At 56.6% G+C, this 25,172-nt stretch carries 21 protein-coding genes; 9 read left to right on the forward strand and 12 right to left on the reverse strand.

What is annotated here, in order from left to right; all coding sequences use genetic code 11:
- Nucleotides 1-111: 111 nt before the first annotated feature.
- From panC to thpR, 8 genes are all read right to left on the reverse strand, one after another.
- On the reverse strand, nt 112-966 hold the full coding sequence (gene panC, locus IP581_RS03950) for a pantoate--beta-alanine ligase (RefSeq protein ID WP_193821804.1): 855 nt from the start codon (nt 964-966) through the stop codon (nt 112-114).
- Between the two features lie 11 nt (nt 967-977).
- Entirely contained in the window at nt 978-1,769 is a 792-nt protein-coding gene (gene panB / locus IP581_RS03955) for a 3-methyl-2-oxobutanoate hydroxymethyltransferase (RefSeq protein ID WP_193821805.1), read from the reverse strand.
- A 108-nt stretch (nt 1,770-1,877) separates the two neighbouring features.
- Nucleotides 1,878-2,357: a 2-amino-4-hydroxy-6-hydroxymethyldihydropteridine diphosphokinase gene (folK, locus tag IP581_RS03960; RefSeq protein ID WP_193821806.1), complete on the reverse strand. Its 480-nt coding sequence runs from the start codon at nt 2,355-2,357 to the stop codon at nt 1,878-1,880.
- Nucleotides 2,354-3,751: a polynucleotide adenylyltransferase PcnB gene (gene pcnB / locus IP581_RS03965; RefSeq protein WP_228007844.1), complete on the reverse strand. Its 1,398-nt coding sequence runs from the start codon at nt 3,749-3,751 to the stop codon at nt 2,354-2,356. The genes folK and pcnB overlap by 4 nt, the downstream gene beginning before the upstream one ends.
- Nucleotides 3,752-3,806: 55 nt before the next feature.
- Nucleotides 3,807-4,703, reverse strand: coding sequence for a tRNA glutamyl-Q(34) synthetase GluQRS (gene gluQRS / locus IP581_RS03970; protein WP_193822639.1), 897 nt, complete (start codon nt 4,701-4,703; stop codon nt 3,807-3,809).
- Between the two features lie 87 nt (nt 4,704-4,790).
- Nucleotides 4,791-5,246, reverse strand: coding sequence for an RNA polymerase-binding protein DksA (gene dksA / locus IP581_RS03975; protein WP_007373199.1), 456 nt, complete (start codon nt 5,244-5,246; stop codon nt 4,791-4,793).
- Nucleotides 5,247-5,419: 173 nt separating this feature from the next.
- Entirely contained in the window at nt 5,420-6,124 is a 705-nt protein-coding gene (sfsA, locus tag IP581_RS03980; RefSeq protein WP_086870591.1) for a DNA/RNA nuclease SfsA, read from the reverse strand.
- Nucleotides 6,125-6,133: 9 nt separating this feature from the next.
- Nucleotides 6,134-6,664 carry an RNA 2',3'-cyclic phosphodiesterase gene (gene thpR, locus IP581_RS03985; protein ID WP_086870593.1) on the reverse strand — a complete coding sequence of 177 codons (531 nt, stop codon included), beginning with the start codon at nt 6,662-6,664 and terminating at the stop codon, nt 6,134-6,136.
- Nucleotides 6,665-6,737: 73 nt separating this feature from the next.
- On the opposite strand from thpR, the gene hrpB reads away from it, so the two are divergent.
- The 6 genes from hrpB to fhuB all read left to right on the forward strand — a co-directional run bounded on the left by hrpB (nt 6,738) and on the right by fhuB (nt 17,957).
- The gene (hrpB, locus tag IP581_RS03990) at nt 6,738-9,167 is read left to right on the forward strand and encodes an ATP-dependent helicase HrpB (RefSeq protein ID WP_193821808.1); all 2,430 of its coding nucleotides are present in this window, start codon (nt 6,738-6,740) and stop codon (nt 9,165-9,167) included.
- A gap of 117 nt (nt 9,168-9,284) precedes the next feature.
- A complete protein-coding gene (mrcB, locus tag IP581_RS03995) occupies nt 9,285-11,813 on the forward strand; it encodes a bifunctional glycosyl transferase/transpeptidase (protein WP_086870597.1) in 2,529 nt (842 codons plus the stop codon).
- A 252-nt stretch (nt 11,814-12,065) separates the two neighbouring features.
- Entirely contained in the window at nt 12,066-14,243 is a 2,178-nt protein-coding gene (gene fhuA, locus IP581_RS04000; protein WP_193821809.1) for a ferrichrome porin FhuA, read from the forward strand.
- Between the two features lie 47 nt (nt 14,244-14,290).
- Nucleotides 14,291-15,088: a Fe3+-hydroxamate ABC transporter ATP-binding protein FhuC gene (gene fhuC / locus IP581_RS04005; protein ID WP_086870599.1), complete on the forward strand. Its 798-nt coding sequence runs from the start codon at nt 14,291-14,293 to the stop codon at nt 15,086-15,088.
- Nucleotides 15,088-15,978, forward strand: a complete 891-nt coding sequence (fhuD, locus tag IP581_RS04010) for a Fe(3+)-hydroxamate ABC transporter substrate-binding protein FhuD (protein ID WP_193821810.1) — start codon at nt 15,088-15,090, stop codon at nt 15,976-15,978. The genes fhuC and fhuD overlap by 1 nt, the downstream gene beginning before the upstream one ends.
- On the forward strand, nt 15,975-17,957 hold the full coding sequence (gene fhuB, locus IP581_RS04015; protein ID WP_193821811.1) for a Fe(3+)-hydroxamate ABC transporter permease FhuB: 1,983 nt from the start codon (nt 15,975-15,977) through the stop codon (nt 17,955-17,957). The genes fhuD and fhuB overlap by 4 nt, the downstream gene beginning before the upstream one ends.
- A 36-nt stretch (nt 17,958-17,993) precedes the next feature.
- Here the strand turns inward: fhuB and hemL are convergent, their stop codons facing one another.
- On the reverse strand, nt 17,994-19,274 hold the full coding sequence (gene hemL, locus IP581_RS04020; RefSeq protein ID WP_193821812.1) for a glutamate-1-semialdehyde 2,1-aminomutase: 1,281 nt from the start codon (nt 19,272-19,274) through the stop codon (nt 17,994-17,996).
- A gap of 170 nt (nt 19,275-19,444) precedes the next feature.
- Here hemL and clcA point away from each other — a divergent pair, with 170 nt between their 5' ends.
- Nucleotides 19,445-20,851: a H(+)/Cl(-) exchange transporter ClcA gene (clcA, locus tag IP581_RS04025; RefSeq protein WP_193821813.1), complete on the forward strand. Its 1,407-nt coding sequence runs from the start codon at nt 19,445-19,447 to the stop codon at nt 20,849-20,851.
- Between the two features lie 81 nt (nt 20,852-20,932).
- Nucleotides 20,933-21,277: an iron-sulfur cluster insertion protein ErpA gene (gene erpA, locus IP581_RS04030; protein ID WP_017457984.1), complete on the forward strand. Its 345-nt coding sequence runs from the start codon at nt 20,933-20,935 to the stop codon at nt 21,275-21,277.
- A gap of 48 nt (nt 21,278-21,325) precedes the next feature.
- Here the strand turns inward: erpA and IP581_RS04035 are convergent, their stop codons facing one another.
- The 3 genes from IP581_RS04035 to mtnN are packed head-to-tail and all read right to left on the reverse strand — an operon-like array spanning nt 21,326 to nt 23,455.
- Entirely contained in the window at nt 21,326-21,949 is a 624-nt protein-coding gene (locus IP581_RS04035) for a TRIC cation channel family protein (RefSeq protein ID WP_193821814.1), read from the reverse strand.
- 14 nt (nt 21,950-21,963) lie between these two features.
- Entirely contained in the window at nt 21,964-22,764 is an 801-nt protein-coding gene (gene btuF / locus IP581_RS04040) for a vitamin B12 ABC transporter substrate-binding protein BtuF (RefSeq protein WP_193821815.1), read from the reverse strand.
- Nucleotides 22,757-23,455 (reverse strand): 5'-methylthioadenosine/S-adenosylhomocysteine nucleosidase, encoded by a 699-nt coding sequence (mtnN, locus tag IP581_RS04045; protein ID WP_086870611.1) that lies wholly within the window; start codon nt 23,453-23,455, stop codon nt 22,757-22,759. Before mtnN ends, btuF begins: the two co-directional genes overlap by 8 nt.
- 106 nt (nt 23,456-23,561) lie before the next feature.
- Here mtnN and dgt point away from each other — a divergent pair, with 106 nt between their 5' ends.
- Entirely contained in the window at nt 23,562-25,076 is a 1,515-nt protein-coding gene (gene dgt / locus IP581_RS04050; RefSeq protein WP_086870613.1) for a dGTPase, read from the forward strand.
- Nucleotides 25,077-25,172 lie beyond the last annotated feature (96 nt).

The raw sequence follows: 25,172 nt of genomic DNA on the forward strand, positions 1-25,172 counted from the left end.
AACCTGAAAATGGAGGGCGGCTCCCTGCGAATCCCTCGTGTGCTCGCGCCACGTCCTGGCGGGCGTAAGGGCAAGCCAGGAGTGGAGTATTGCCCGATTTTTTCGCCCTGTCTAGCGGGGTAACTCAACCACTTTATTATCGATAAGCCGCGCCTGGCCGAGCCATGCCGCCATCAAAATTACCGCACGTTTACTGTCCTCGGACAGCGCCAGCAGCGTATCCGCATCGCGGATCTGAATGTCATCGGCGCGCAGACCCGCGTCGTTGATCTCCTGCTCAGCAATGGCAATCAGCTCTTCTTCATTGCGCTCGCCCGCCAGCAGTTTATCGGCAATCGAATTCATTACTTTGCTGAGCGCCGGGGCGATTTTGCGCTGTTCTGCGGTGAGATAGCCATTACGCGAGCTCAGCGCGAGGCCATCTTTTGCGCGCACGGTCGGCACGCCGACAATCTCGATGTCATAGCCCATGTCGGCAACCATTTTGCGAATCAGCTGCAGTTGCTGGTAATCCTTCTCGCCAAAGCAGGCGATATCCGGTTGCACCAGGTTGAACAGCTTGCTGACGATAGTCGACACACCGCGGAAATGGCCCGGACGGCTCGCGCCTTCCAGCATGGTAGAGATACCCGGCACATCAACATAGGTTTGGCTGTCGGTGCCCTGCGGGTAGATATCCGCCGGTGCAGGGGCGAAAACAAGATCGACTTTGCGCTTGTTCAGCTTTTCGCAATCTTCCTGCAAGGTGCGCGGATAACGCACTAAATCATCCGGGCGGTCAAACTGCATTGGATTCACGAAAATACTCACTACCACCACATCGGCGCGGGCTTTCGCTTCGTCGACCAGCTTCATATGGCCATCGTGCAGGTTGCCCATCGTTGGCACCAGCGCAATACGCTTTCCTTCCTGACGCAGTCTGCGGATGTGCTGGCGCAGCAGCGGGAGGGTTTCAATAATCAACACAACCAGGCTCCTTAATGGAAACTATGTTCTTCACCCGGATAGGCTCCGGATTCGACGTCGGCAACATACTGCCTGACCGCTGTGCGCATGTCGCCTGCTTCACTGAGGAAATTTTTGGCGAATTTCGGGATATGTCCGCCGGTAATACCGAAGGCGTCATGCATCACCAGAATCTGACCGTCGGTGACATTACCTGCGCCAATACCAATTACCGGAATGGTTAATGCCGTCGTGATACGTTGCGCCAGCTCGACCGGAACACACTCCAGCACCAGTAGCTGTGCGCCTGCGGCTTCCAGCGCCAGCGCATCGTCAAGCAGACCTTGTGCCGCGTCGCCGCGCCCCTGCACTTTATAGCCACCGAAAATATTAACGGACTGCGGGGTCAGCCCCAGGTGGCCGCACACCGGCACGGCGCGCTCGGTCAGCATTTTCACCGTCGGCGCCAGCCAGCGGCCGCCTTCGATTTTCACCATATTGGCGCCCGCGCGCATGACCACAGCGGCATTTTCAAATGCCTGCTCCGGCGTGGCGTAGGCCATAAACGGCAGATCGGCGAGCAACAGGCAGGCCGGTGCGCCGCGGCGCACAGCCTGGGTGTGATAAGCGATATCGGCAACCGTTACCGGCAGGGTGGAGTCGTGACCTTGTACCGTCATCCCTAACGAATCACCAACCAGCATCACGTTAATCCCTTCTTCGGCAAACAGTTTCGCGAAGCTGTAGTCGTATGCGGTGATAGTGGCGAAGCGTCTTTTTTCCTGCTTGCACTTGTGCAGCCAGGAGATGGTGGTGGGTTTCATAGCGTTTCCTGATAGTCGAAAGCGATTCTGGCGCATTCTAGCAGCAACCATCAGGTGGGCAATGATTTTAGGCAAGCGGTGAGCGCGGGGCGTGACGAACGCGGGAAATTACCAGGCGTCGGGTTTCGGCGCGTTCAGGTTTGCAAGAATTTCCTGCAACGATGTACCGTCCGGGAAGTGCAGATCGGACGCAATTTCAAACAGCGGCCACAGCATAAAACCCCGGTTTTTCATGTCGTAATGCGGCACCGTCAGGCGTTCGGTATTCAACGTAAGATTGCCAAACAGCATGATATCGAGATCGAGCGTGCGCGGTCCCCAGCGTTCTGCTTTACGTACGCGGCCTTGCTGGAGTTCAATGCCTTGCGTGTGATCGAGCAGCGTTTCTGGCTCAAGGGCAGTTTCCAGCGCCACGGCGGCGTTGAGATAGTCCGGTTGATCCGGCGGGCCAAGCGGGGGAGTGCGATATAACGAAGAGACCGCCACGATGCGGCTTTGTGGGATCTCTCCGAGGGCGGTAATCGCGGCGTTAACCTGGTCGAGCGGTGACGCCAGGTTGCTGCCAAGCGCGATATACGCGAGGGTCATGCGCTACCTTCACGGCGCGGCGCGCGTTTGCGCGGGCGGCGGTGGCGACGGCGTTCTGCCGGTTCATCGTCTAAATTATTGAGCATATCTTTCTGGGCTGGCGGCGCGGAAACCTGGAACTCACCCCACCATTTCGCCAGACGCTGCAGTTCGCCGTTATTTTCGGCTTCGGCCCGCAGCGCCAGTAAATCATAAGCCGCGCGGAATTTCGGGTGTTCCATCAGCTTCCATGAGCGCTTGCCCTGGCGGCGGGACATCCGCAATTGCAACTGCCAGATATCACGAATCAGCGTGGTGATGCGTTTCGGGATCGCCAGTGAACGGCACGCTTCATCCAGCACATCGTTCATCGCCAGCGCGAAAGCGTCGTAATAAGCAAGTCCGCCTTCCTGGGTAATACGCTGGGCGTTTTCCAGCAGCGGATACCAGAACATGGCGGCAAACAAAAACGCCGGGTTAACGCGCATGTCGTTGCGAATGCGGTTGTCGGTATTCTTCAGCACCTGGTCAATAATCCGCTCCATCGGGCTGTCGCCTTTTTCGGTGAAGTAGCGGGTGATGCTGGGGAACAGCGGCTGGAACAGACCATATTCACGCAGTAAACGGTAGGTTTCGTAACCGTAACCGGCCTGCAGCAGTTTCAGCGATTCCTCAAACAGGCGCGCCGGAGGAACATCGTTAATCAGCGTTGCCAGGCGCGGGATCGGCTCGGCGGTCTCTTCACTGATACGCATGTTGAGTTTGGCGGCAAAGCGCACCGCGCGCAGCATGCGCACCGGATCTTCGCGGTAGCGGGTTTCCGGGTTACCAATCAGGCGAATCACACCCTCTTCTAAATCACGCATGCCGCCGACGTAATCACGCACGGTGAAATCAGCCACGCTGTAATAAAGGCTGTTGATGGTGAAGTCGCGGCGCTGGGCATCTTCTTCGATGGGGCCGAAAATGTTGTCGCGCAGCAGCATGCCATTCTGCCCGCGCTGGGAGATGGTGCGATCGGTTTGTTGTTCGTCGTGATGACCACGGAAGGTGGCAACTTCGATGATTTCCGGCCCGAACATCACATGGGCGAGGCGGAAACGGCGGCCAACCAGGCGGCAGTTGCGAAACAGTTTACGCACCTGGTCCGGCGTTGCGCTGGTGGTCACGTCAAAATCTTTTGGTTTTTTGCCCAGCAATAAATCGCGCACACCGCCGCCTACCAGGTAAGCGTCGTAGCCCGCTTTATTCAGACGATAGAGCACTTTGAGCGCATTTTCACTGATATCTTTGCGGGAAATAGCGTGCTGCTCACGCGGAATAACCGTCATCTGCGGTTGGGCCATAGCCTCAACGACCATGCTCTCTTCGCGGCTTAGCACCTTGCGGCAAAAATTAGCGACTCGGGTAAAAATAGTACACCTCGGTAGTGTCAAACGTCAGGACAAAAAAATAGCGGCTAATCATAGCTCAGCGCGAGCCGTTTGAGAATGCTGTATTCGCATCCACGGCATCTGGCACACGGCAAAGCGTCCAGTTTTCCACCGCTTTTTGCAGCAGTGCGTCGATGCGCAGATCCTGCCACTCATTTGTTACATCCTGGTTCAAAAATTGTAAAGCCCTGATTATTACCGGGCGCGGATCGCCTTCAGGCAACGCGGGGGCGTGGTTTTGCTTGGAAAGCTTGATCCCCTGCTCATTGAGCGCCAGCGGCAAATGAACGTACGTCGGAACCGGCCAGCCAAACTGGTTATAAAGGGAGATTTGCCGCACCGTCGGTTCAATCAGATCCGCGCCGCGCACAATTTCCGTGACACCCTGAAAATGGTCATCGACCACCACCGCAAGGTTGTAGGCGAACAGCCCGTCACGGCGATGAATAATGAAATCTTCCCGCGCCAGTTTTTCGTCGGCGGTAATGCGCCCACGTAATTTATCGTCGAAGTGCAGTACTGGATGCTGCTGTACCAGCCGTACGGCGGCGTTTTGCGGGCCATTTTGTAATGTCCGGCAATGCCCATCGTACGTGCCGCCGATGCTTTGGATGCGCGCGCGCGTGCAGGTACAAAAATAGCTCAGCCCTTTGCGTTGCAGGGTGGCGAGCGCCTCGCGGTAGGCGTCATGACGCCGGGATTGCCACAGCACCTCGCCGTCCCAGTGCAGACCATAATGCTCAAGCTGGCGAAGAATGGTGTTTGCCGCGCCGGGAGCTTCTCTGGGGGGATCGATATCTTCGATGCGAACAAGCCAGGTGCCGTGGTTGGCGCGGGCTTGCAGATAGCTGCCGAGAGCAGCAATTAACGAACCAAAATGCAGTTCACCGGACGGGGATGGCGCAAAGCGCCCAATATAGTGTGATTCAGGCATATCGCTGGCAAAAATATAGGCGGGAATCCATCCCGCCATATAGGGCGCACCACACCTTAGCGGTGCGCCATCGAAGATGTCAGGAGATTAACCCGCCATCTGTTTTTCGCGGATTTCCGCCAGGGTTTTGCAGTCGATGCACAGGTCGGCAGTCGGACGTGCTTCCAGACGACGGATACCAATTTCAACGCCACAGGATTCGCAGAAGCCGAAATCTTCGTCTTCCACTTTTTTCAGCGTCTTCTCGATCTTTTTAATCAACTTGCGCTCGCGATCACGGTTACGCAGTTCGAGGCTGAACTCTTCTTCCTGCGCGGCGCGGTCGACCGGATCGGGGAAGTTAGCTGCTTCGTCCTGCATGTGCGTGACGGTGCGATCGACTTCATCCCTAAGTTGATTACGCCATGCTTCAAGAATACGCTTGAAGTGCGCCAGCTGGGCTTCGTTCATATACTCTTCGCCCGGTTTCTCTTGATACGGCTCCACCCCAGCGATGGCGAGAATACTCAGGGACGATGTTTTACGGTTTTGCCCTTCTTGCATGTTGCTTCTCCTTAACACGCACTATCGATCCCCGTGTGGGGGAAAAATCAGGCCGCTATAAATAGCAGATGCTTTTACGGATGGCAAATATCTAAACGTAACACTTGACAACCCTGTGAAGAAAAGCGTATTTGCGCACGCGACCAAATCACTTACTCGTCAAAAGCTTGCCTTTATACCGTAAAAGGTAGTGGCAACCTAAGAGTGATATTATCGGCAGAAAGTTCCGCTTTATAAGCGATTACTTCCACCCCACGGCGTTGTGCTTCATTCAGTAATCGTGCGTATTCCTCATCAATATGGCGTGCGGGAGAAAAATGTTCAACGGCGGAGTGCAGAACGGCAAACAGAATTACCGCGCGATCGCCGTTGGCCGCGACGCTCATTAATTCCCGTAAATGCTTCTGTCCCCGCAGGGTGACGGCATCCGGGAAGTAGCCTGACTGCTGCTCGGCGAGCGTGACCGATTTCACTTCAATATAGCAGTTGCGCCGGTCATCTGCCTGTAACAGAAAATCAATTCTGCTACCTTCCGCACCATATTTTACTTCGCTTTTCAGCGTGCTATATCCGGTTAACTCAGGCAGGCTGCCTGCTAATATTGCTTCTTTTGTCAGCATATTTGCCCGCTGAGTATTGACGCAAATAAATGCCCCCTGTTGGGTTTGGGATAATTCCCACGTATGGGCATATTTGCGCTTAGGATTATTCGACGTGGAATACCAGACCGTGTCGCCTGGCGTCGCACAACCGGTCATCGCACCGGTGTTCGGGCAATGCAGCGTGAGGGTTTCCCCTTCAGGCGTAACCACATCCGCAAGGAAGCGTTTATAACGCTGAATCAGCGTGGCGGCGTTAAGCGGCGGGGAAAAATCCATGGAGAATCCTTAGTTTTTGAGCGTCCAGCGATGCAACGGCGTGTAGCGGGTTCGACCCTGAATAAATTGCGATTCATACAGTGCAAACGCCGTCACCGGAAATGACCAGCGAAAACCCGGCGGTGGAATAGTGACGGCGTGGCTGGCGTCGCGCAGCAGCGTAATGTGCGGGTGAAACGGCTGCGGGCTTTGATAACACCCGCTGCGGGAAGCCTGGGCGCGGAGCATATCCGCCAGTTGCAGCAGCCCGCGCGGCGGCTGGCGTGAACCGAGCCAGACGACGCGCGAACGCAGCCATTGCCCGGCATCGTCCAGCGTGAGCGTGAAACCTGGCTGACGTATCCGTCCGGCCAGCGCTTCCAGTGCGCGCTGTTTTTCCGCACTGATTTCGCCGAGAAACGCCAGCGTCAGATGCAGATTCGCCGCTGCAATCGGTCGCCCCGCATCCGGCGGGAACTGCTGCGCACGCCACTGCACCACCTGCGTCTGAATATCCGCAGGGAGTTCAAGGGCGAAAAACAGCCTTTTTGGTTCAGACATGGCAGGCTCGAGGTCAAAGGTTTACGGCGATGTTATACTGCTGGCCGGCTTATGTTAACCCTCCGGAGCTTTTGTGTCCTCACTGCCAGTCGCCGCCGTTCTGCCCGATATTCTTTCTGCCCTGCGCACCGCGCCACAGGTACTGTTAAGCGCGCCCACTGGCGCAGGGAAATCGACCTGGTTGCCGTTGCAACTGCTGCAACACGGCGACATTGATGGCCGTATTTTGCTGCTTGAGCCGCGTCGGCTGGCGGCGCGCAATGTGGCACAGCGACTGGCGGAGCTGCTTGATGAAAAACCCGGCGAAACCGTGGGGTACCGTATGCGTGCGGAAACCTGCGTAGGGCCGACTACCCGGCTCGAAGTGGTGACAGAAGGCATTTTGACGCGGCTGGTGCAGCAAGATCCGGAACTCAGCGGTGTGGGGCTGGTGATCCTCGATGAATTTCACGAGCGCAGCCTGCAAGCGGATCTCGCCCTGGCATTGCTGCTGGATGTGCAGCAAGGGCTGCGCGATGACCTCAAACTGCTGGTGATGTCGGCAACGCTTGATAATGCACGTTTACAAGCGCTGCTGCCGGATGCGCCAGCCATTATTTCCGCCGGGCGTGCCTATCCGGTTGAGCAACGCTATCAGCCATTGCCGACTCATCTTCGCTTTGACGAGGCGATTGCCCAGGCGACAGCGGAAGTGCTGCGTAATGAACCCGGTTCGCTGCTGCTGTTTTTACCCGGTGTTGGTGAAATCCAGCGCGTACAGGAGCAACTGGCTTCCCGCGTCGGCAGCGATGTTCTCCTCTGCCCGCTCTATGGCGCGCTACCGCTCAGTGAGCAGCGCAAAGCCATTTTGCCCGCGCCCAAAGGGCTGCGAAAAGTGGTGCTTGCTACCAATATCGCCGAAACCAGTTTGACCATTGAAGGCATTCGCCTGGTGGTGGATAGCGCCCAGGAGCGCGTCGCGCGGTTTGATGCCCGCAGCGGCTTAACCCGGCTGGTGACACAGCGCATTAGTGTTGCTTCGATGACGCAGCGCGCCGGGCGTGCCGGTCGCCTTGAGCCTGGCATTTGCGTGCATTTACTGAGTAAAGAGCAAGCGGAGCGCGCGGCGGCGCAGAGCAGCCCAGAAATATTGAGTAGTGATTTATCCGGACTGTTGATGGAATTAATACAGTGGGGATGCCAGGATCCTGCCCAGCTCAAATGGCTGGATCTGCCGCCAGCGGTGAATCTCGCGGCGGCACGCAAGCTGCTCAGCCAGTTGCAGGCGCTTGAGGACGGGCGGCTGACGCCGTTTGGACAACGCATGGCGGCGCTCGGTAACGATCCGCGGCTTGCGGCGATGCTGGCGGCGGCGAATGGTCGCGACGAAATTGCCACGGCGTCGAAGCTGGCGGCGATTCTGGAAGAGCCACCGCGCGGCGCAAACAGTGATTTAAGCGCGGCGTTTTCACGCAACCAGCCAAACTGGCAGCAGCGTGCGCGCCAGCTGGCACGCCGCCTGAACAGCAGTGATGGCGAGCTGGACAACACCGCTCTTGCGCCGTTGCTGGCAAGCGCCTTTGCCGATCGCATTGCCCGCCGGCGCGGGCAGGAAGGTCGCTATCAACTGGCGAACGGCATGGGCGCAACGCTGGATGCCGATGATGCGCTCAACCGCCACGAATGGCTGATAGCACCTCTGCTGTTGCAGGGCAGCGCATCACCGGATGCGCGCATTTTGCTGGCGCTGCCGCTGGATATCGACGCGCTTATCATCCGCTGCCCACATTTATTGCAGCAGTCCGACACGGTTGAGTGGGACGAGGTGCAGGGCACATTAAAAGCGTTTCGTCGCAGCCAGATAGGCCAACTGACGTTAAAAGTGCAGCCGCTGGCGAAGCCCTCTGAAGAGGAGTTGCATCAGGCGATGCTGAACGGCATTCGTGATAAAGGCTTGCGGGTACTGAACTGGACGTCGGACGCCGAGCAATTGCGTTTGCGTTTACACTGTGCGGCGAAGTGGCTACCGGAGGTTGACTGGCCTGCGGTCGATGAGGCCTCGCTGCTGGAAAACCTTGAGCAGTGGTTATTGCCGCAAATGAGCGGTATCCGCTCGCTGCGTGAGCTGAAAGCGCTCGATTTAAGCCAGGCGTTACAAAATGCGATGCCGTGGTCATTACGTCAACGTCTGGATAGTGAGCTGCCTGCGCATTACACTGTGCCGACGGGAAGCCGGATAGCGATTCGTTATCACGAAGATAACCCACCGGCGCTGGCGGTGCGCATGCAAGAGATGTTTGGCGAAGCGACAACGCCTGTCATTGCGCAAGGGCGCGTGGCGCTGGTGCTGGAGTTGCTTTCCCCGGCGCAACGTCCGCTGCAAATCACCCGTGATTTAAGCGCGTTTTGGGCGGGCGCGTATCGCGAAGTGCAAAAAGAGATGAAAGGGCGCTACCCGAAGCATGTCTGGCCGGACGATCCGGCCAATACGGCACCGACGCGGCGCACCAAAAAGTATTCGTAACAGGGATGGGCTTCTCGCCATCGAACCGTGCGATAAATTGAGAGATTTCTTCTTCTGCCCCGGTGCGGAAGAGTTGAGAATCAGGCCCTTGCGCCTGAAAGTTGCGGAGAGTAAAGCATGGCGGGGAATGACCGCGAGCCAATTGGACGCAAGGGGAAACCAGCGCGTCCGGCGAAAGAGAAAATCAGCCGTCGTCGACTTCGGGAAGAGGAGTACGACGAGTATGAAGATGACGATGAAGACGAGGAACCGATGCCGAAAAAAGGAAGAGGCAAAGGCAAGAAGCCACGCGGCAAACGCGGCTGGTTCTGGCTGCTGTTAAAAATTGCCATCGTTCTGGCCGTGCTGTGCGCCATTTATGGCGTTTATCTGGATCAAAAAATCCGTGCCCGTATCGACGGCAAAGTCTGGCAACTGCCTGCCGCGGTGTATGGCCGTATGGTCAACCTCGAACCGGATATGGCAATCAGTAAAAACGAGATGGTGAAACTGCTGGAAGCTACGCAGTACCGCCAGGTGACGAAGATGACGCGTCCCGGCGAGTTTACCGTGCAGGCGAAAAGCATTGAGATGATCCGCCGTCCGTTTGATTTCCCGGACAGTAAAGAAGGGCAGGTGCGCGCGCGTCTGACCTTTGACGGCTCTCGTCTGGAAACCATCGAGAATATGGACAGCAACCGCCAGTTCGGTTTCTTCCGCCTCGATCCGCGCCTGATCACCATGCTCTCTTCGCCGAATGGCGAGCAGCGTCTGTTCGTACCGCGCAATGGTTTCCCGGATCTGCTGGTGGATACGCTGCTGGCGACCGAAGACCGCCACTTCTACGAGCACGACGGCATCAGCTTTTACTCCATTGGCCGTGCGGTGCTGGCGAACCTGACCGCCGGACGCACGGTGCAAGGGGCGAGTACGCTGACGCAGCAGCTGGTGAAAAACCTGTTCCTCAGCAGCGAGCGCTCTTACTGGCGTAAAGCCAACGAAGCCTATATGGCGCTGATTATGGATGCCCGCTACAGCAAAGATCGCATTCTTGAGCTGTATATGAACGAGGTGTACCTCGGTCAGAGCGGCGACAATGAGATCCGCGGTTTCCCGCTGGCGAGCCTCTACTATTTTGGCCGCCCGGTGGAAGAGCTGAGCCTTGATCAGCAGGCATTGCTGGTGGGGATGGTGAAAGGCGCGTCAATCTACAACCCGTGGCGTAACCCGAAACTGGCGCTGGAACGCCGTAACCTGGTACTGCGTTTGCTGCAACAGCAGAACGTTATCGACCAGGAGTTGTATGACATGCTGAGCGCGCGTCCGCTCGGCGTGCAGCCGCGCGGCGGGGTGATTTCACCGCAGCCGGCATTTATGCAGATGGTACGCCAGGAGTTGCAGGCTAAGCTCGGCGATAAGGTGAAAGATCTCTCCGGCGTGAAGATCTTCACCACTTTTGATTCCGTGGCGCAGGACGCCGCCGAAAAAGCGGCAGTGGAAGGTATTCCGCTGCTGATCAAACAGCGCAAGCTGACCGATCTTGAAACGGCAATGGTGGTAGTTGACCGCTACACCGGTGAAGTGCGCGCGATGGTCGGCGGTGCGACGCCGCAATTCGCGGGCTATAACCGTGCGATGCAGGCGCGCCGCTCCATTGGTTCGCTGGCGAAACCGGCAACCTATCTGACGGCGCTGAGCCAGCCGAACATCTATCGCCTGAATACCTGGATTGCCGATGCGCCGATTTCGCTGCGCTTGTCTAACGGCCAGGTGTGGGCGCCGCAGAACGATGACCGTCGTTTTAGCGGCCAGGTGATGCTGGTCGATGCGTTGACCCGCTCGATGAACGTACCGACGGTGAACCTCGGGATGGCAGTGGGTTTACCTGCTGTAACCGATACCTGGCAGAAACTTGGCGCGCCGAAAGATCAACTGACCGGCATGCCGTCTATGTTGCTCGGGGCGCTGAACCTGACGCCGATTGAAGTGGCGCAGGCCTTCCAGACCATCGCCAGCGGTGGTAACCGCGCGCCGCTTTCCGCGCTGCGTTCGGTCATTGCTGAAGATGGCACGGTGCTGTATCAGAGCTTCCCGCAGGCCGAGCGCGCCGTACCGGCGCAGGCGGCATACATGACGCTGTGGACGATGCAGCAGGTTGTCCAGCGCGGCACTGGCCGCCAGCTTGGCGCGAAGTATCCGGGCCTGCATCTGGCGGGTAAAACTGGTACCACCAACAACAACGTTGATACCTGGTTTGCGGGCATTGACGGGCGCGAAGTGACCATTACCTGGGTCGGCCGTGATAATAACCAGCCGACGAAGCTGTATGGTGCCAGTGGCGCGATGGCGATTTACCAGCGTTATCTGGAAAACCAGTCGCCGATCCCGTTGGATCTGACACCTCCGGAAGACATTACCAATATGGGCGTTGACGACATGGGTAATTTCGTTTGCGGCGGTGGCGGCGTGCGTCAGCTTCCGGTCTGGACGACGAACCCGGAAACGCTGTGTCAGCAAAACCAGGTGCAGCCGCCAAGCGGCAACCCATTTGATCAGTCCCAGCAGCCGCAGCAACCAGCGCAGCAGCAGCCTCAACAGCCGCCGCAGCAGGAGCAGAAAAGCGATGGTGTCGCTGGCTGGATCAAAGAGATGTTTGGCGGTAATTAACTATCTGTCGTGACAAAACCTGAAACCCCCGATGGCGACACCGGGGGTTTTTTAACGCCTTAAACATGCAAATAACGTTGTTTTAAACCCCTGTTAACCACCTGCTTTTCGTCTGGTTATTTCTTCATCCTTCACGCTGTTTCAGGCGGCTTACTGCTTGCTATGCGCACAGCGCTTCGCATATTATGCTGCGGTCATAATAATAATTCTCGTTTACGTTATCGTTCACTCATTTGAATCAGAGATAAACCAATGGCGCGTCCTAACACTGCTCAGCCAGTCAACACTACGCTGCGTAAAATCGCAGTTGTAGTAGCCACAGCGGTTAGCGGCATGTCTGTTTACGCACAGGCTGCAACAACCCAAAAAGAAGAGACCATCACCGTTACCACCAGCGCGGCTCCGCAGGAAAGCGCATGGGGACCGGCACCAACTATCGCGGCAAAACGTTCCGCCACGGCGACCAAAACGGATACCCCGATTGAAAAGACGCCGCAGTCTGTTTCGGTGGTAACGAATGAAGAGATGCAAATCCGTCAGCCTGCCTCGGTGAAAGAAGCGCTGGGTTATACGCCTGGCGTGGTGGTTAGCAACCGTGGTGCATCGAACACTTACGACTTCGTCAGCATTCGTGGTTTCTCCACACCTGGACCTACGCAGAACAACTACCTGGATGGCATTAAACTGCAGGGGGATTACTACAGCGGTGCGACCATCGATCCCTACATGCTGGAGCGTGTTGAACTGATGCGCGGACCGACTTCCGTTCTGTACGGTAAGAGCAATCCGGGCGGTATCATCGCGATGGTCAGCAAGCGTCCGACCACCGAGCCGCTGCATGAAATTCAGTTCAAAATGGGCACCGATAATCTCTACCAGACTGGTTTCGATTTTAGCGATGCGTTGGATGATGACGGCAAGTATGCTTACCGCTTGACCGGTCTTGCACGTTCTAACGATGAGCAGCAGGACTTTGCGAAACAAAAACGCTACGCCATTGCACCGTCATTTAGCTGGCGCCCGGATGATAAAACCAACCTGACATTGCTGGCGAACATTCAGAACGAACCGAATACGGGTTATTACGGTTGGTTGCCAAAAGAGGGCACGGTTGAGCCATTGGCTTCGGGAAAACGTGTCTCGCCAGGCTTTACTGACAGTGCGCCGAACAACGAATATTCCCGTTATCAGCGTCTGGTGGGTTACAGTTTTGAACACGCGTTTGATGATGTGTTCACCGTTCGCCAGAACCTGCGCTACAGCCAGATTAAAACCTCGCAGAAAACCGTTTATGGCTTTGGCGCTACAAACGATCAGCTTACACGTTCAATCATTGTGGCTGACGAAGACTACAGCGATTTCGGCGTCGACACCCAGTTAGAAAGTAAATTCGCGACGGGTAATGTTTCCCACATCGTTCTGACGGGCATTGATTACTCCCGTTTTCGTAATGACATCAAAAACGCCTACGGAAGTGCGCCTACGCTGGATATGAATAATCCGGTTTATACCGATGTTGATTTCCCGACCGCGACGCCTTTCCAGTTAAATACCCAACACCAAACCGGGCTGTATGTTCAGGACCAACTGGAATGGAATAAGTGGGTGGCAACCGTCGGCGGTCGTTATGACTGGTCCGAACAGGCAACGCTTATTCGCAGTAGCGGCCAGAAAGTGAAGCGCGATGACAATCAGTTTACCTGGCGTGCCGGGGTGAACTACCTCTTCGATAATGGCATTACGCCTTATGCCAGCTATAGCGAATCTTTTGAGCCTAACCCGTCAAAAGCCTGGGCTGCGACCCCTGCTGATAACGTGGCTTATGCGCCGTCGAAAGGTAAGCAATACGAAGCGGGCGTGAAATACGTACCGAAAGATATGCCGGTTGTTATTACGGGCGCGCTTTATCAGCTCACCAAAACAAACAACCTGACTACGGATCCGACTAACCCGTTCGCACAAGTTCCTGCAGGTGAAATTCGCTCTCGTGGCGTTGAACTGGAGGCAAAAGCCGCAGTTAACGCGAACGTCAACGTAACGGCGTCCTACACCTATACCAATGCCGAGTACACGCAGGACACCACGCTGAAAGGCAAAACGCCGGTACAAATCCCGAAACATATGGCTTCCTTGTGGGGTGACTACACTTTCAACTCGGGCATGCTTTCTGGCCTGACCGTGGGTACAGGTGGCCGTTTAATCGGTTCCAGCTACGGCGATCCGAATAACACATTCAAGGTCGGTAGTGCGGCGGTGATGGATGCCGTGGTGAAATACGATCTGGCACGCTTTGGCCTGGCGGGCTCCAGCCTTGCCGTGAACGTCACTAACCTGCTTGATCGTGAATACGTCTCAAGCTGTTTCGACACCTATGGCTGCTTCTGGGGCGCAGAACGCCAGGTGGTGGCGACAGCAACCTTCCGCTTCTAATCTCTCTTCGGGCACGGTTCGCCGTGCCCTTTTATAAGTTGGCAATCATGCAGGAAAACAAAGCGCTTCCCGATACCACCTTTCAACTTACCGATGTCACCTTTCGTGTGCCCGGACGCACGTTGCTGCACCCGTTGTCGCTCACCTTTCCGGTGGGTAAAGTCACCGGTTTGATTGGTCACAACGGTTCCGGTAAATCCACTCTGCTGAAAATGCTTGGCCGCCACCAGCCGCCATCGGACGGGGATATCCTGCTTGATGGGCAGCCGCTTGAGAGCTGGAACAGCAAAGCGTTCGCCCGCAAAGTGGCCTATCTGCCGCAGCAGTTGCCGCAGGCGGAAGGGATGACGGTTCGTGAACTGGTGGCGATTGGCCGCTACCCGTGGCACGGGGCGTTGGGACGTTTTGGTATTGCCGACAGAGAAAAAGTGGAAGAAGCGATTGCGCTGGTGGGGTTAAAACCGCTGGCGCACCGCCTGGTGGATAGCCTTTCCGGCGGTGAGCGCCAACGCGCGTGGATCGCCATGCTGGTAGCACAGGACAGCCGCTGCCTGCTGCTGGATGAACCCACCTCGGCGCTGGACATCGCCCATCAGGTGGATGTGCTGGCGCTGGTGCACCGGTTGAGCCAGCAGCGCGGGCTGACGGTGATTGCTGTGCTGCACGATATCAATATGGCGGCGCGATATTGCGATTATCTGGTGGCGCTGCGCGGCGGTGAAATGATCGCCGAAGGGACGCCGGAAAGGTTAATGCGCGCCGAAACGCTGGAACAGATTTACGGCATCCCGATGGGGATCCTGCCGCATCCTGCGGGGGCAGCACCGGTGAGTTTTGTCTACTGATGACTGGATTACATCACATTAGCCGTCGTCGCTTACTGACGGCGATGGCGCTCTCTCCCCTGTTGTGGAACATGCGCAGCGCGCAAGCAGCGGCGATCGATCCCACGCGTATTGTCGCGCTGGAGTGGCTGCCGGTTGAATTGCTGCTGGCGCTCGGCGTCGCGCCTTATGGCGTGGCGGATGTGCAGAGTTACAACTTGTGGGTCAACGAGCCTGCGCTGCCCGCTTCGGTGATTGACGTTGGGCTACGTACCGAGCCCAATCTCGAATTACTGACGCAAATGAAACCCTCCTGGCTGGTGTGGTCGGCAGGTTATGGCCCTTCCGAAGCGAAGCTGGCGAAAATCGCGCCGGGACGCGGCTTCACTTTTAGCGATGGCAAAAAGCCTCTCGCCATGGCCAGGCACTCGTTAAACGAGATGGCGCAGATCCTGAATCTGGAAGCGGCGGCGAAAAAACATCTCGACGAATTTGATGCCCTGATTGAAGCGCGAAAACCGCATTTTGCGCGCCGTGGCGATCGCCCGTTGTTGATGATCACCTTGCTCGACCCGCGCCATGTGCTGGCGTTCGGGCCGAACTGCCTGTTCCAGGAAGTGCTCGATAGCGTGGGTATTCGTAACGCCTGGCACGGCGAAACCTCTTTCTGGGGCAGCGTGGCGGTGGGTATCGACCGGCTGGCGGAATACAAAGACGTTGATGTTATCTGTTTCGATCACGGTAACGAGCAGGATATGCAAAAACTGATGGCGACGCCGTTGTGGCAGGCAATGCCCTTCGTGCGCGCCGGGCGTTTCCAGCGGGTTCCGGCGGTCTGGTTTTATGGTGCAACGCTGTCGGCGATGCATTTTATCCGCGTGCTGGACAACGCGCTGGGAGGCCGGGCATGAACCGACGTGTTTCGCCTTTCCCGGCGTTGCTGCTGACGGTGCTGTTTATCACTGCCGCCGCGCTTACCTGGAACAATTTAACCGTCGCCTTGCCGCGTGCGCAGTGGGCGCAGGCATTCGTCGCGCCGGACATCAACTTTATCGATCAGATGCTGTTTCACTACAGCCTGTTGCCGCGTCTGGTGATTTCTCTGCTGGTAGGCGCCGGGCTTGGCCTGGTCGGCGTGCTGTTTCAGCAGGTGCTGCGTAACCCGCTTGCCGAACCGACCACGCTCGGTGTGGCGACCGGCGCGCAACTGGGCATTACCGTGACCACGCTGTGGGCGATCCCCGGTGTGCTGGCTTCACAGTTTGCCGCGCTTGCCGGGGCATGTGCGGTCGGTGCGCTGGTGTTTGGCGTTGCCTGGGGCAAGCGCTTGTCGCCGGTGACGTTGATCCTCGCCGGTCTGGTGGTGAGCTTGTATTGCGGGGCGATTAACCAGTTGCTGGCGCTGTTCCATCACGATCAGCTGCAAAGCATGTTTTTATGGAGCACCGGGACGCTAACGCAAACCGACTGGAGCATCGTGCAGCGCTTGTGGCCGCAGCTGCTTGGCTGTGCGGTGTTAACGTTGCTGCTGTTGCGCCCGCTGACGCTGATGGGGCTGGATGACGGCGTTGCGCGTAATCTTGGCCTGGCGCTGTCGCTGGCGCGTCTGGCGGCGCTGACGCTGGCGATTGCGCTGAGTGCGTTGCTGGTCAATGCGGTCGGGATCATCGGTTTTATCGGCCTGTTTGCACCGCTGCTGGCGAAAATGCTCGGTGCGCGTCGTTTGTTGTCACGCCTGCTGCTGGCACCACTGATTGGCGCGCTGATCCTCTGGCTTTCCGATCAAGTGATCTGGTGGCTGACACGCGTATGGATGGAGGTTTCCACCGGTTCGATTACCGCGCTGATTGGTGCGCCGCTGTTGCTGTGGCTGTTGCCACGGCTGCGCAGTATGAGCGCTCCGGCAATGAACGCCGGGGATAACGTGGCCGCTGAGCGTCAGCAGGTACAGTGGTTTGCGCTGGGTGGCTTAGTGCTCCTGCTGCTGGCGATGGGGCTAGCACTGACCTTCGGGCGTGATGCGGCAGGCTGGCACTTCGCAAGCGGTCAGTTGCTTGAGGAACTGATGCCGTGGCGCCGGCCGCGCATTGTCGCGGCGCTTACCGCTGGCGTGATGCTGGCGGTGGCGGGCTGTATTATTCAGCGCCTGACCGGCAATCCGATGGCCAGCCCGGAAGTGCTGGGCATAAGCTCAGGCGCGGCGTTTGGCGTGGTGTTAATGCTGTTCTTCGTACCGGGTAACGCGTTTGGCTGGTTGATGCCTGCCGGTAGTCTGGGCGCGGCGATGACGCTACTGATCATTATGGTTGCCGCCGGTCGCGGCGGATTTTCGCCGCACCGAATGCTGCTGGCGGGGATGGCGCTCAGCACCGCGTTCACCATGCTGCTGATGATGCTGCAGGCAAGTGGCGACCCGCGTATGGCGACGATCCTGACGTGGATCTCCGGGAGTACTTATAATGCCTCTGCTGAGCAGGTCTGGCGTACCGGAGCGATGATGGTGATTTTGCTGGCGTTGACACCGCTGTGTCGTCGCTGGTTAATGATCTTGCCGCTCGGCGGTGATACCGCGCGTTCGGTCGGGATGGCGTTGACATCGTCGCGCGTCGGCCTGCTGTTACTGGCGGCAGCGCTCACGGCAACAGCGACGATGACCATTGGCCCGCTGAGTTTTGTTGGCCTGATGGCTCCGCATATCGCGCGGATGATGGGTTTTCGGCGCACGATGCCGCATATGGTGATTTCGGCGCTGGTGGGGGGATTACTGCTGGTGTTTGCCGACTGGTGCGGACGGATGCTGCTGTTTCCGTTTCAGATCCCTGCCGGGTTGCTGTCGACCTTTATCGGCGCGCCATACTTTATCTATTTGCTGAGAAAGCAGAGCCGCTAAAAGAGCGCCTCTCCCGTCGGGGAGAGGCTTTGCGAATTACAATTTGGCGAATGCGCGACGCGCGGCATCGATGGTGTTATCAATGTCCTCTTCACTGTGCGCAACAGACATAAAGCCCGCTTCAAACGCTGACGGTGCCAGATAAACGCCTTCTTCCAGCATCAGATGGAAGAAGCGTTTAAAACGTTCAACGTCGCACTTCACCACATCCTGGTAGCTGGTCACGGTATCGGCATCGGTAAAGAACAGACCAAACATCCCGCCGACATGGTTGACCACCAGCGGAATGCCGGCGTCCTGCGCGGCTTCAAGCAGGCCGTTGGCCAGTTGCGTGGTCAGCTCGGTCAGCGTGGAGTGAATGCCCGGTTGGGCAACTTCGGTTAAACAGGCATAGCCCGCCGCCATGGCAATCGGGTTACCGGAGAGCGTACCCGCCTGGTAGACCGGGCCGGTAGGTGCCAGCGCGTCCATCACCTCGCGACGCCCGCCGAATGCGCCAACCGGCATGCCGCCGCCGATGATTTTGCCAAGGCAGGTCAGATCCGGTGTGACACCGTAATAATCCTGCGCACCCGCCAGCGCGACGCGGAAACCGGTCATCACTTCATCAATAATCAGCAACGCGCCAAACTCATCGCACAGCGCGCGCAGGCCTGGCAGGAATTCCGGCAGCGGCGGCACACAGTTCATGTTTCCGGCCACCGGCTCGACGATAATGCAGGCGATCTCCTGCGGATATTGCTCAAACGCCGCGCGTACCGAGCTGAGATCGTTATAGGTGCAGGTGAGGGTATGTTTAGCGAAATCAGCCGGGACGCCCGGTGAGTTCGGCTGGCCCAGGGTTAATGCACCGGAGCCGGCTTTCACCAGCAGGCAGTCGGCGTGACCGTGGTAGCAGCCTTCGAATTTGATGATCTTATCGCGGCCGGTAAACCCGCGCGCCAGGCGAATGGCGCTCATCGTCGCTTCGGTGCCGGAGTTCACCATGCGCACCATATCCATGGTCGGCACCAGTTCAGTGACCAGCTCCGCCATTTTGACTTCCATTTCGGTAGGCGCGCCGAAGCTCAGGCCGCGGCTGGCGGCTTCAATCACCGCGTTGCGAATCGCCGGATGGTTGTGACCGAGCACCATGGGCCCCCAGGATCCGACGTAATCGATATAGGCTTTGCCATCGACATCATACAAATAAGCACCGTCAGCACGCTCGATAAACAGCGGCGTACCGCCCACGCCGGTAAAGGCGCGTACGGGTGAGTTCACACCGCCCGGGATAAGCTCACGCGCTGCGTTATAGAGGTTTTCAGACTTACTCATGCTTTTCATTCCTGGTTCGTGGAAAAATCAATGCCGGTCATTCTATGTGATTACGGGAATGTTATGAAAGTTTTGCCCCGGTGAAACGACATATTTTGCAGGGATTTTGCCCGCGACGCGGCGGCACTTGCCGGGTAAAATGCCCCTTTTGTATTACTTATCGAAAACCCATGTCAGCACAAACCCCTTCATTTGAACAACAGCAGGTTGAGCAACGGCGACGCCGCAACATCATGCGCCAGATGCTGCAACGCGATAAAACGCCACTGGCGATTTTGCTGGTTGCCGCCGTCGCGGGCGCCGTCACAGGATTGGTCGGCGTATTTTTTGAAAAAGCCGTGAACGCGGTGTTGAACGCACGGATTGGCGCGCTGGCGCAGGTGGCGGACAGCGCACTGGTGTGGCCGCTGGCCTTTATTGGCTCGGCAGTGCTGGCGATGATGGGCTATTTTCTGGTGCGTCGATTCGCTCCTGAGGCTGGCGGTTCGGGTATTCCGGAAATTGAAGGTGCGCTGGAGGAGTTGCGTCCGGTGCGCTGGTGGCGGGTCTTACCGGTTAAGTTTTTCGGCGGGATGGGAACGCTTGGCGCGGGCATGGTGCTGGGGCGAGAAGGGCCAACCGTGCAGATCGGCGGTAATATCGGGCGCATGATGAGCGATCTGTTTCGCCTGCGCAGCGGTGAAGCGCGTCATACGTTGCTGGCGACCGGCGCGGCAGCCGGGCTTTCCGCCGCGTTTAACGCGCCGCTGGCCGGCATTCTTTTCATCATAGAAGAGATGCGTTCGCAGTTTCATTACAACCTGATCTCGATTAAAGCGGTGTTCACCGGCGTGATTATGTCGAGCATTGTCTTTCGCGTGTTTAACGGCGAGGCGGCGGTCATTGATGTCGGTAAGCTCAGCAATGCGCCGGTGAATACGCTGTGGCTTTATCTGCTGTTGGGCATGATTTTTGGAACGATCGGGCCGCTATTTAACACGCTGGTGTTACGCACCCAGGATCTGTTTCAGCGTATCCACGGCGGGCATACCGGGAAATGGGTGTTGGTTGGCGGTGTCATCGGCGGTTGTTGCGGCGTGCTTGGCTTGATTGCACCCGCGCTCTCCGGCGGCGGTTTTGCGCTTATCCCGATTGCGACCGCTGGCAATTATACCGTTGGCGCATTGCTGTTTATTTTCCTTATTCGTGTGGCAACCACATTACTCTGTTTTAGTTCCGGTGCGCCTGGCGGCATTTTTGCGCCGATGCTGGCGCTTGGCACGGTATTAGGCATGGCGTTTGGCAGCGCGAGCGCAGCGATTTTTCCGCATTATCAGCTCGACGCGGGAACGTTCGCGATCGCCGGAATGGGGGCATTACTGGCCGCTTCGCTGCGGGCGCCGCTGACCGGGATCGTGCTAGTTCTGGAAATGACTGACAATTATCAGCTTATTTTGCCAATGATCATTACCTGTCTTGGTGCGACACTGTTAGCACAGTTTTTAGGCGGAAAACCGCTCTATTCCGCGATCCTGGCACGTACGCTTGCCAGGCAGGATGCGGCTCGCGAAAGTGAGTTGCCGCGGGAGAATACTTGAACGATTTAGTAGCGTATTGGATAATAGCTGAAAAGGTCGGGTTACTATTTGACCAGATCGCAGTATCAACGGGAGCAAGACATGAGTGATGACGTAGCGTTGCCGCTGCAGTTTACCGACGCGGCAGCCAACAAAGTAAAAAACCTGATTGCGGACGAAGATAACCCAAATCTGAAGCTGCGTGTCTACATCACCGGTGGTGGTTGCAGCGGCTTCCAGTATGGTTTTACCTTTGACGATCAAATCAACGATGGTGATATGACCATTGAGAAGCAGGGCGTTGGCCTGGTGGTTGATCCGATGAGCCTGCAATATCTGGTTGGTGGTTCAGTCGACTACACCGAAGGTCTGGAAGGTTCCCGCTTTGTGGTGACTAACCCGAACGCGACCAGCACCTGTGGTTGCGGTTCTTCATTCAGTATTTAACCAATCCCATCGCGCATAAAAAAGCCGTGTCACTGACACGGCTTTTTGTTATCTGCCTGATTCATCAAGCGCAAACGTGGGTAACTTCAGATGCCAGCGAATCGCCGCCAGCCTGATAACCAGCGTGACCACCATGCCCAGCATACTTGCCGTTTCCAGCGGTATGGCAAAGAAGTGATACGCCGTCGCATGCACAATGCCACCCGCAATACAGGCGGTGGCGTAGATTTCGGTACGCAGGATCATCGGCACTTCGCGTGCCAGCACGTCCCGGATAATCCCGCCGCCAACGCCCGTAACGACGCCCATACAAATCGCCACCAGCGGGCCGGTTTCGGCGAGAAAGGCTTTATTCACGCCGATGCCGACAAACACCGCCAGCCCGACGGCATCCAGTACCGGTAATATCCATTTCGGCAAGCGCCGCGGCTGACGCACCAGCACAATGGTTAGCATGCAGGTCACCATCGCCACCACTAAATCCGTTGGATCTTTAACCCAGAACACCGGACCGTGCGCCAGCGCCATATCGCGGATCGTCCCACCACCAACGGCGGTGACCACGCCGAGTACCAGCACACCAAACGGATCCATTCGCAGTTTTCCCGCCAGCAGAACGCCTGAAATCGCAAATACGGCGGTGCCGATAATATCCAGCCAGTAAACCAGCATGGTGAATTCCCCGGTTATTTCACCTGCGCAAGGGCAGTGCAGAGTTGTTGAGCGGCGAGGATAATACGCGGGCTTGCCCGTTCAAACCAGTCACCGTGCAGAGAAATAATCGGTACATTGAGCTGGTTTCGCCAGAACTGTTCGATTCGCGGGATCTCTTTTTCATCACCTGCCACCACAATCGCCTGCGGCTGGCGCGCCAGCACCTGTTCACGGCTCACTTGTGGCCACGGTACGCGGCTGGCGGCAAAGATATTTTCCCCTCCGCACAACTCCAGCACCTGGTTTTGAATCGAACCTTTTCCGCTGGTAAACAGCGGCTGCGCGCCAAATTGCAGGAACACACGCTTTTTCGGCAGGCTGGCGTAGCGGGTTTTCAATTCGCGGTACTGAGAAAGCAGCATTTGCGCCGCTTGTTCTGCCTGCTGCGGATGCGGGCTGTATGCTTTGAGCTTACGCAGCGTCTCGATGACCTGCTCAATGGTGATCGCATCAACCCACATCACGGTGATACCGAACTGCTTGAGCTGATTTACCTGGCGTTCGGTATTGCCGCCGCGCCAGGCCAGTACCAGATCCGGTTTCAGCGCGACAATACGTTCCAGATTGATCCCTTGCCAGCTTGCCACCTGCTCAATTTGCGCGGCTTGTGGCGGGTAGTCGGAATAGCTGCTGACGCCGACAGGGGTAATGCCCGCAGCGAAAAGCAGTTCAGTATTGGCTGGCGAAAGTGAGATAACACGCGGTGCGGCGAAAATCCACGCCGGAAGCAGAATAAGCAGGGCGGCAAGCGCCCTGAAAAGAGAGTTAGCCACGCGCCAGTTTCTGCACCAGGGTTTCAACCATCAGGCTGGATTGCTTCGCAGCCACCACCAGGAATTCGTCAAAGCTCAGATGGGATTGCTGGTCCGCCACGTCGGAAATAGCGCGGACCACCACAAACGGCACGCCAAAGTTATGGCAAACGTGCGCGATGGCGGTCGCTTCCATCTCAACGGCGATCGCTTGCGGGAAGTTGTGGCGGATTTTCGCCAGACCGTCGGCACCGTTAATAAAGGCGTCGCCACTGACGATAAGGCCGCGTACGGCGTGCAGGTTCAGCTCGCCAATGCAGGCTTCTGCTGCGGCAACCAGTTTGTCATCCGCTTTGAAACCCGCCGGGCAGCCGGGTAATTGACCAATATCATAGCCAAAGGCGGTTACGTCAGCATCGTGATAACGCGCTTCGTCGGAAACCACGATATCGCCCACTTTCAGCGTCGCTGCAAGGCCACCGGCAGAACCGGTGTTGATGATCACATCCGGCTGGCAGCGCTCCAGCAGCAGCGTCGCGCCCATGGCGGCAGCCACTTTACCAATGCCGGATTTCAGTAGCGCAACCTCTGTACCATTCAGCGTACCGGTGTAGATTTCGCTCCCGCCGACGTTCAGCGTCTGACGGTTCTCGATTTTGTCACGCAGCAGCGTAACTTCTTCTTCCATTGCACCAATAATGCCAATTTTCATGGAGATACTCGCTAATGTGATAAGACAGGATTACGTTTTCAGGGCATAGTCTATCATGGCATACACAATTGCATGATATCCCGTGACGCTAAGCACAGGAGAGGAAATGGCAGAGATCGACTTTCGCAACAAGATAAACTGGCGCCGCCGCTACCGTTCACCGCAGGGTGTAAAAACCGAACGTGAAATACTGCGCATCTTTGAAAGCGATCGTGGGCGCATTATCAACTCTGCCGCTATCCGACGTTTGCAGCAAAAAACCCAGGTCTTCCCGCTGGAGCGTAACGCGGCGGTGCGCACGCGTTTGACGCATTCGCTGGAAGTTCAGCAAGTGGGGCGTTATATCGCCAAAGAGATTTTGAGCCGCCTGAAAGAGCAGCGCCTGCTGGAAACCTACGGTCTGGATGAGTTGACCGGGCCGTTCGAAAGTATCGTTGAGATGGCGTGCCTGATGCATGATATCGGCAACCCGCCGTTTGGCCATTTTGGTGAAGCGGCAATCAATGATTGGTTTCGCCAGCGTCTGGCGCCGGATGATGCGGTGAGCCAACCGCTCTCGGACGATCGCTGCGAAGTGGTGGCGCTTAAATTGCGTGAAGGCGAAGACACGCTGAACGCATTACGCCGGAAAGTGCGCCATGATTTAAGCCATTTTGAAGGTAACGCCCAGGGGATCCGCCTGGTTCACACATTAATGCGTATGAACCTGACCTGGGCACAGGTCGGCTGTATTTTAAAATATACGCGCCCGGCGTGGTGGATTGGTGAGCCGCCGGCATCACACAGCTATTTAATGAAAAAACCGGGTTACTATTTTTCTGAAGAAGCCTATGTAGAACGGCTGCGTAAAGAATTAAATCTCGATACTTACAGCCGCTTTCCGCTGACGTGGATAATGGAAGCGGCGGATGATATTTCCTATTGCGTGGCGGATTTAGAAGATGCGGTAGAAAAACGGATATTTAGCGCGGAACAACTTTATCAGCATCTTTATGACGCCTGGGGGCAGCATGAAAAAGGATCGTTGTTTGCTCAGGTTGTTGAAAACGCGTGGGAGAAATCACGTGCTAATTCGATGAGTCGCAGCGCGGAAGATCAATTTTTCATGTATCTGCGCGTCAATACGCTGAATAAACTGGTGCCGTACGCGGCACAGCGATTTATTGATAACTTGCCGCAGATTTTCAGCGGCGAATTCAATCATGCGTTACTGGAAGATGAAAGCGGCTTTAGTCAGCTACTTGAATTATATAAAAATGTCGCCATAAAACAGGTGTTCAGCCATCCCGACGTTGAGCAGCTGGAATTACAAGGCTATCGCGTCATCAGTGGTTTGCTGGATATTTATCGTCCGCTGTTACAATTATCAACGGCGGATTTTGCCGAGCTGGTGGAAAAAGAGCGTTTGCGTCGTTTTCCGATTGAATCGCGCCTGTTTCAAAAACTTTCGACGCGCCACCGGCTAGCCTATGTTGAGGCGGTGAGCAAATTATCGCCCGACGCGGCAGAGTATCCGGTGCTGGAGTATTATCATCGTTGTCGATTAATTCAGGATTATATCAGTGGGATGACGGATTTATATTCATGGGATGAATATCGTCGTTTGATGGCGGTGGAATAACACCGTTGAATTGTAAAGAACGACAATAAATTTTTACTTTTTCCAGACACTTAATACCTGAACTTCACGCTATAAATCGACTCTGAGTGACACATA

Source organism: Kosakonia pseudosacchari, assembly GCF_015167415.1.
Taxonomy (GTDB): domain Bacteria; phylum Pseudomonadota; class Gammaproteobacteria; order Enterobacterales; family Enterobacteriaceae; genus Kosakonia; species Kosakonia pseudosacchari.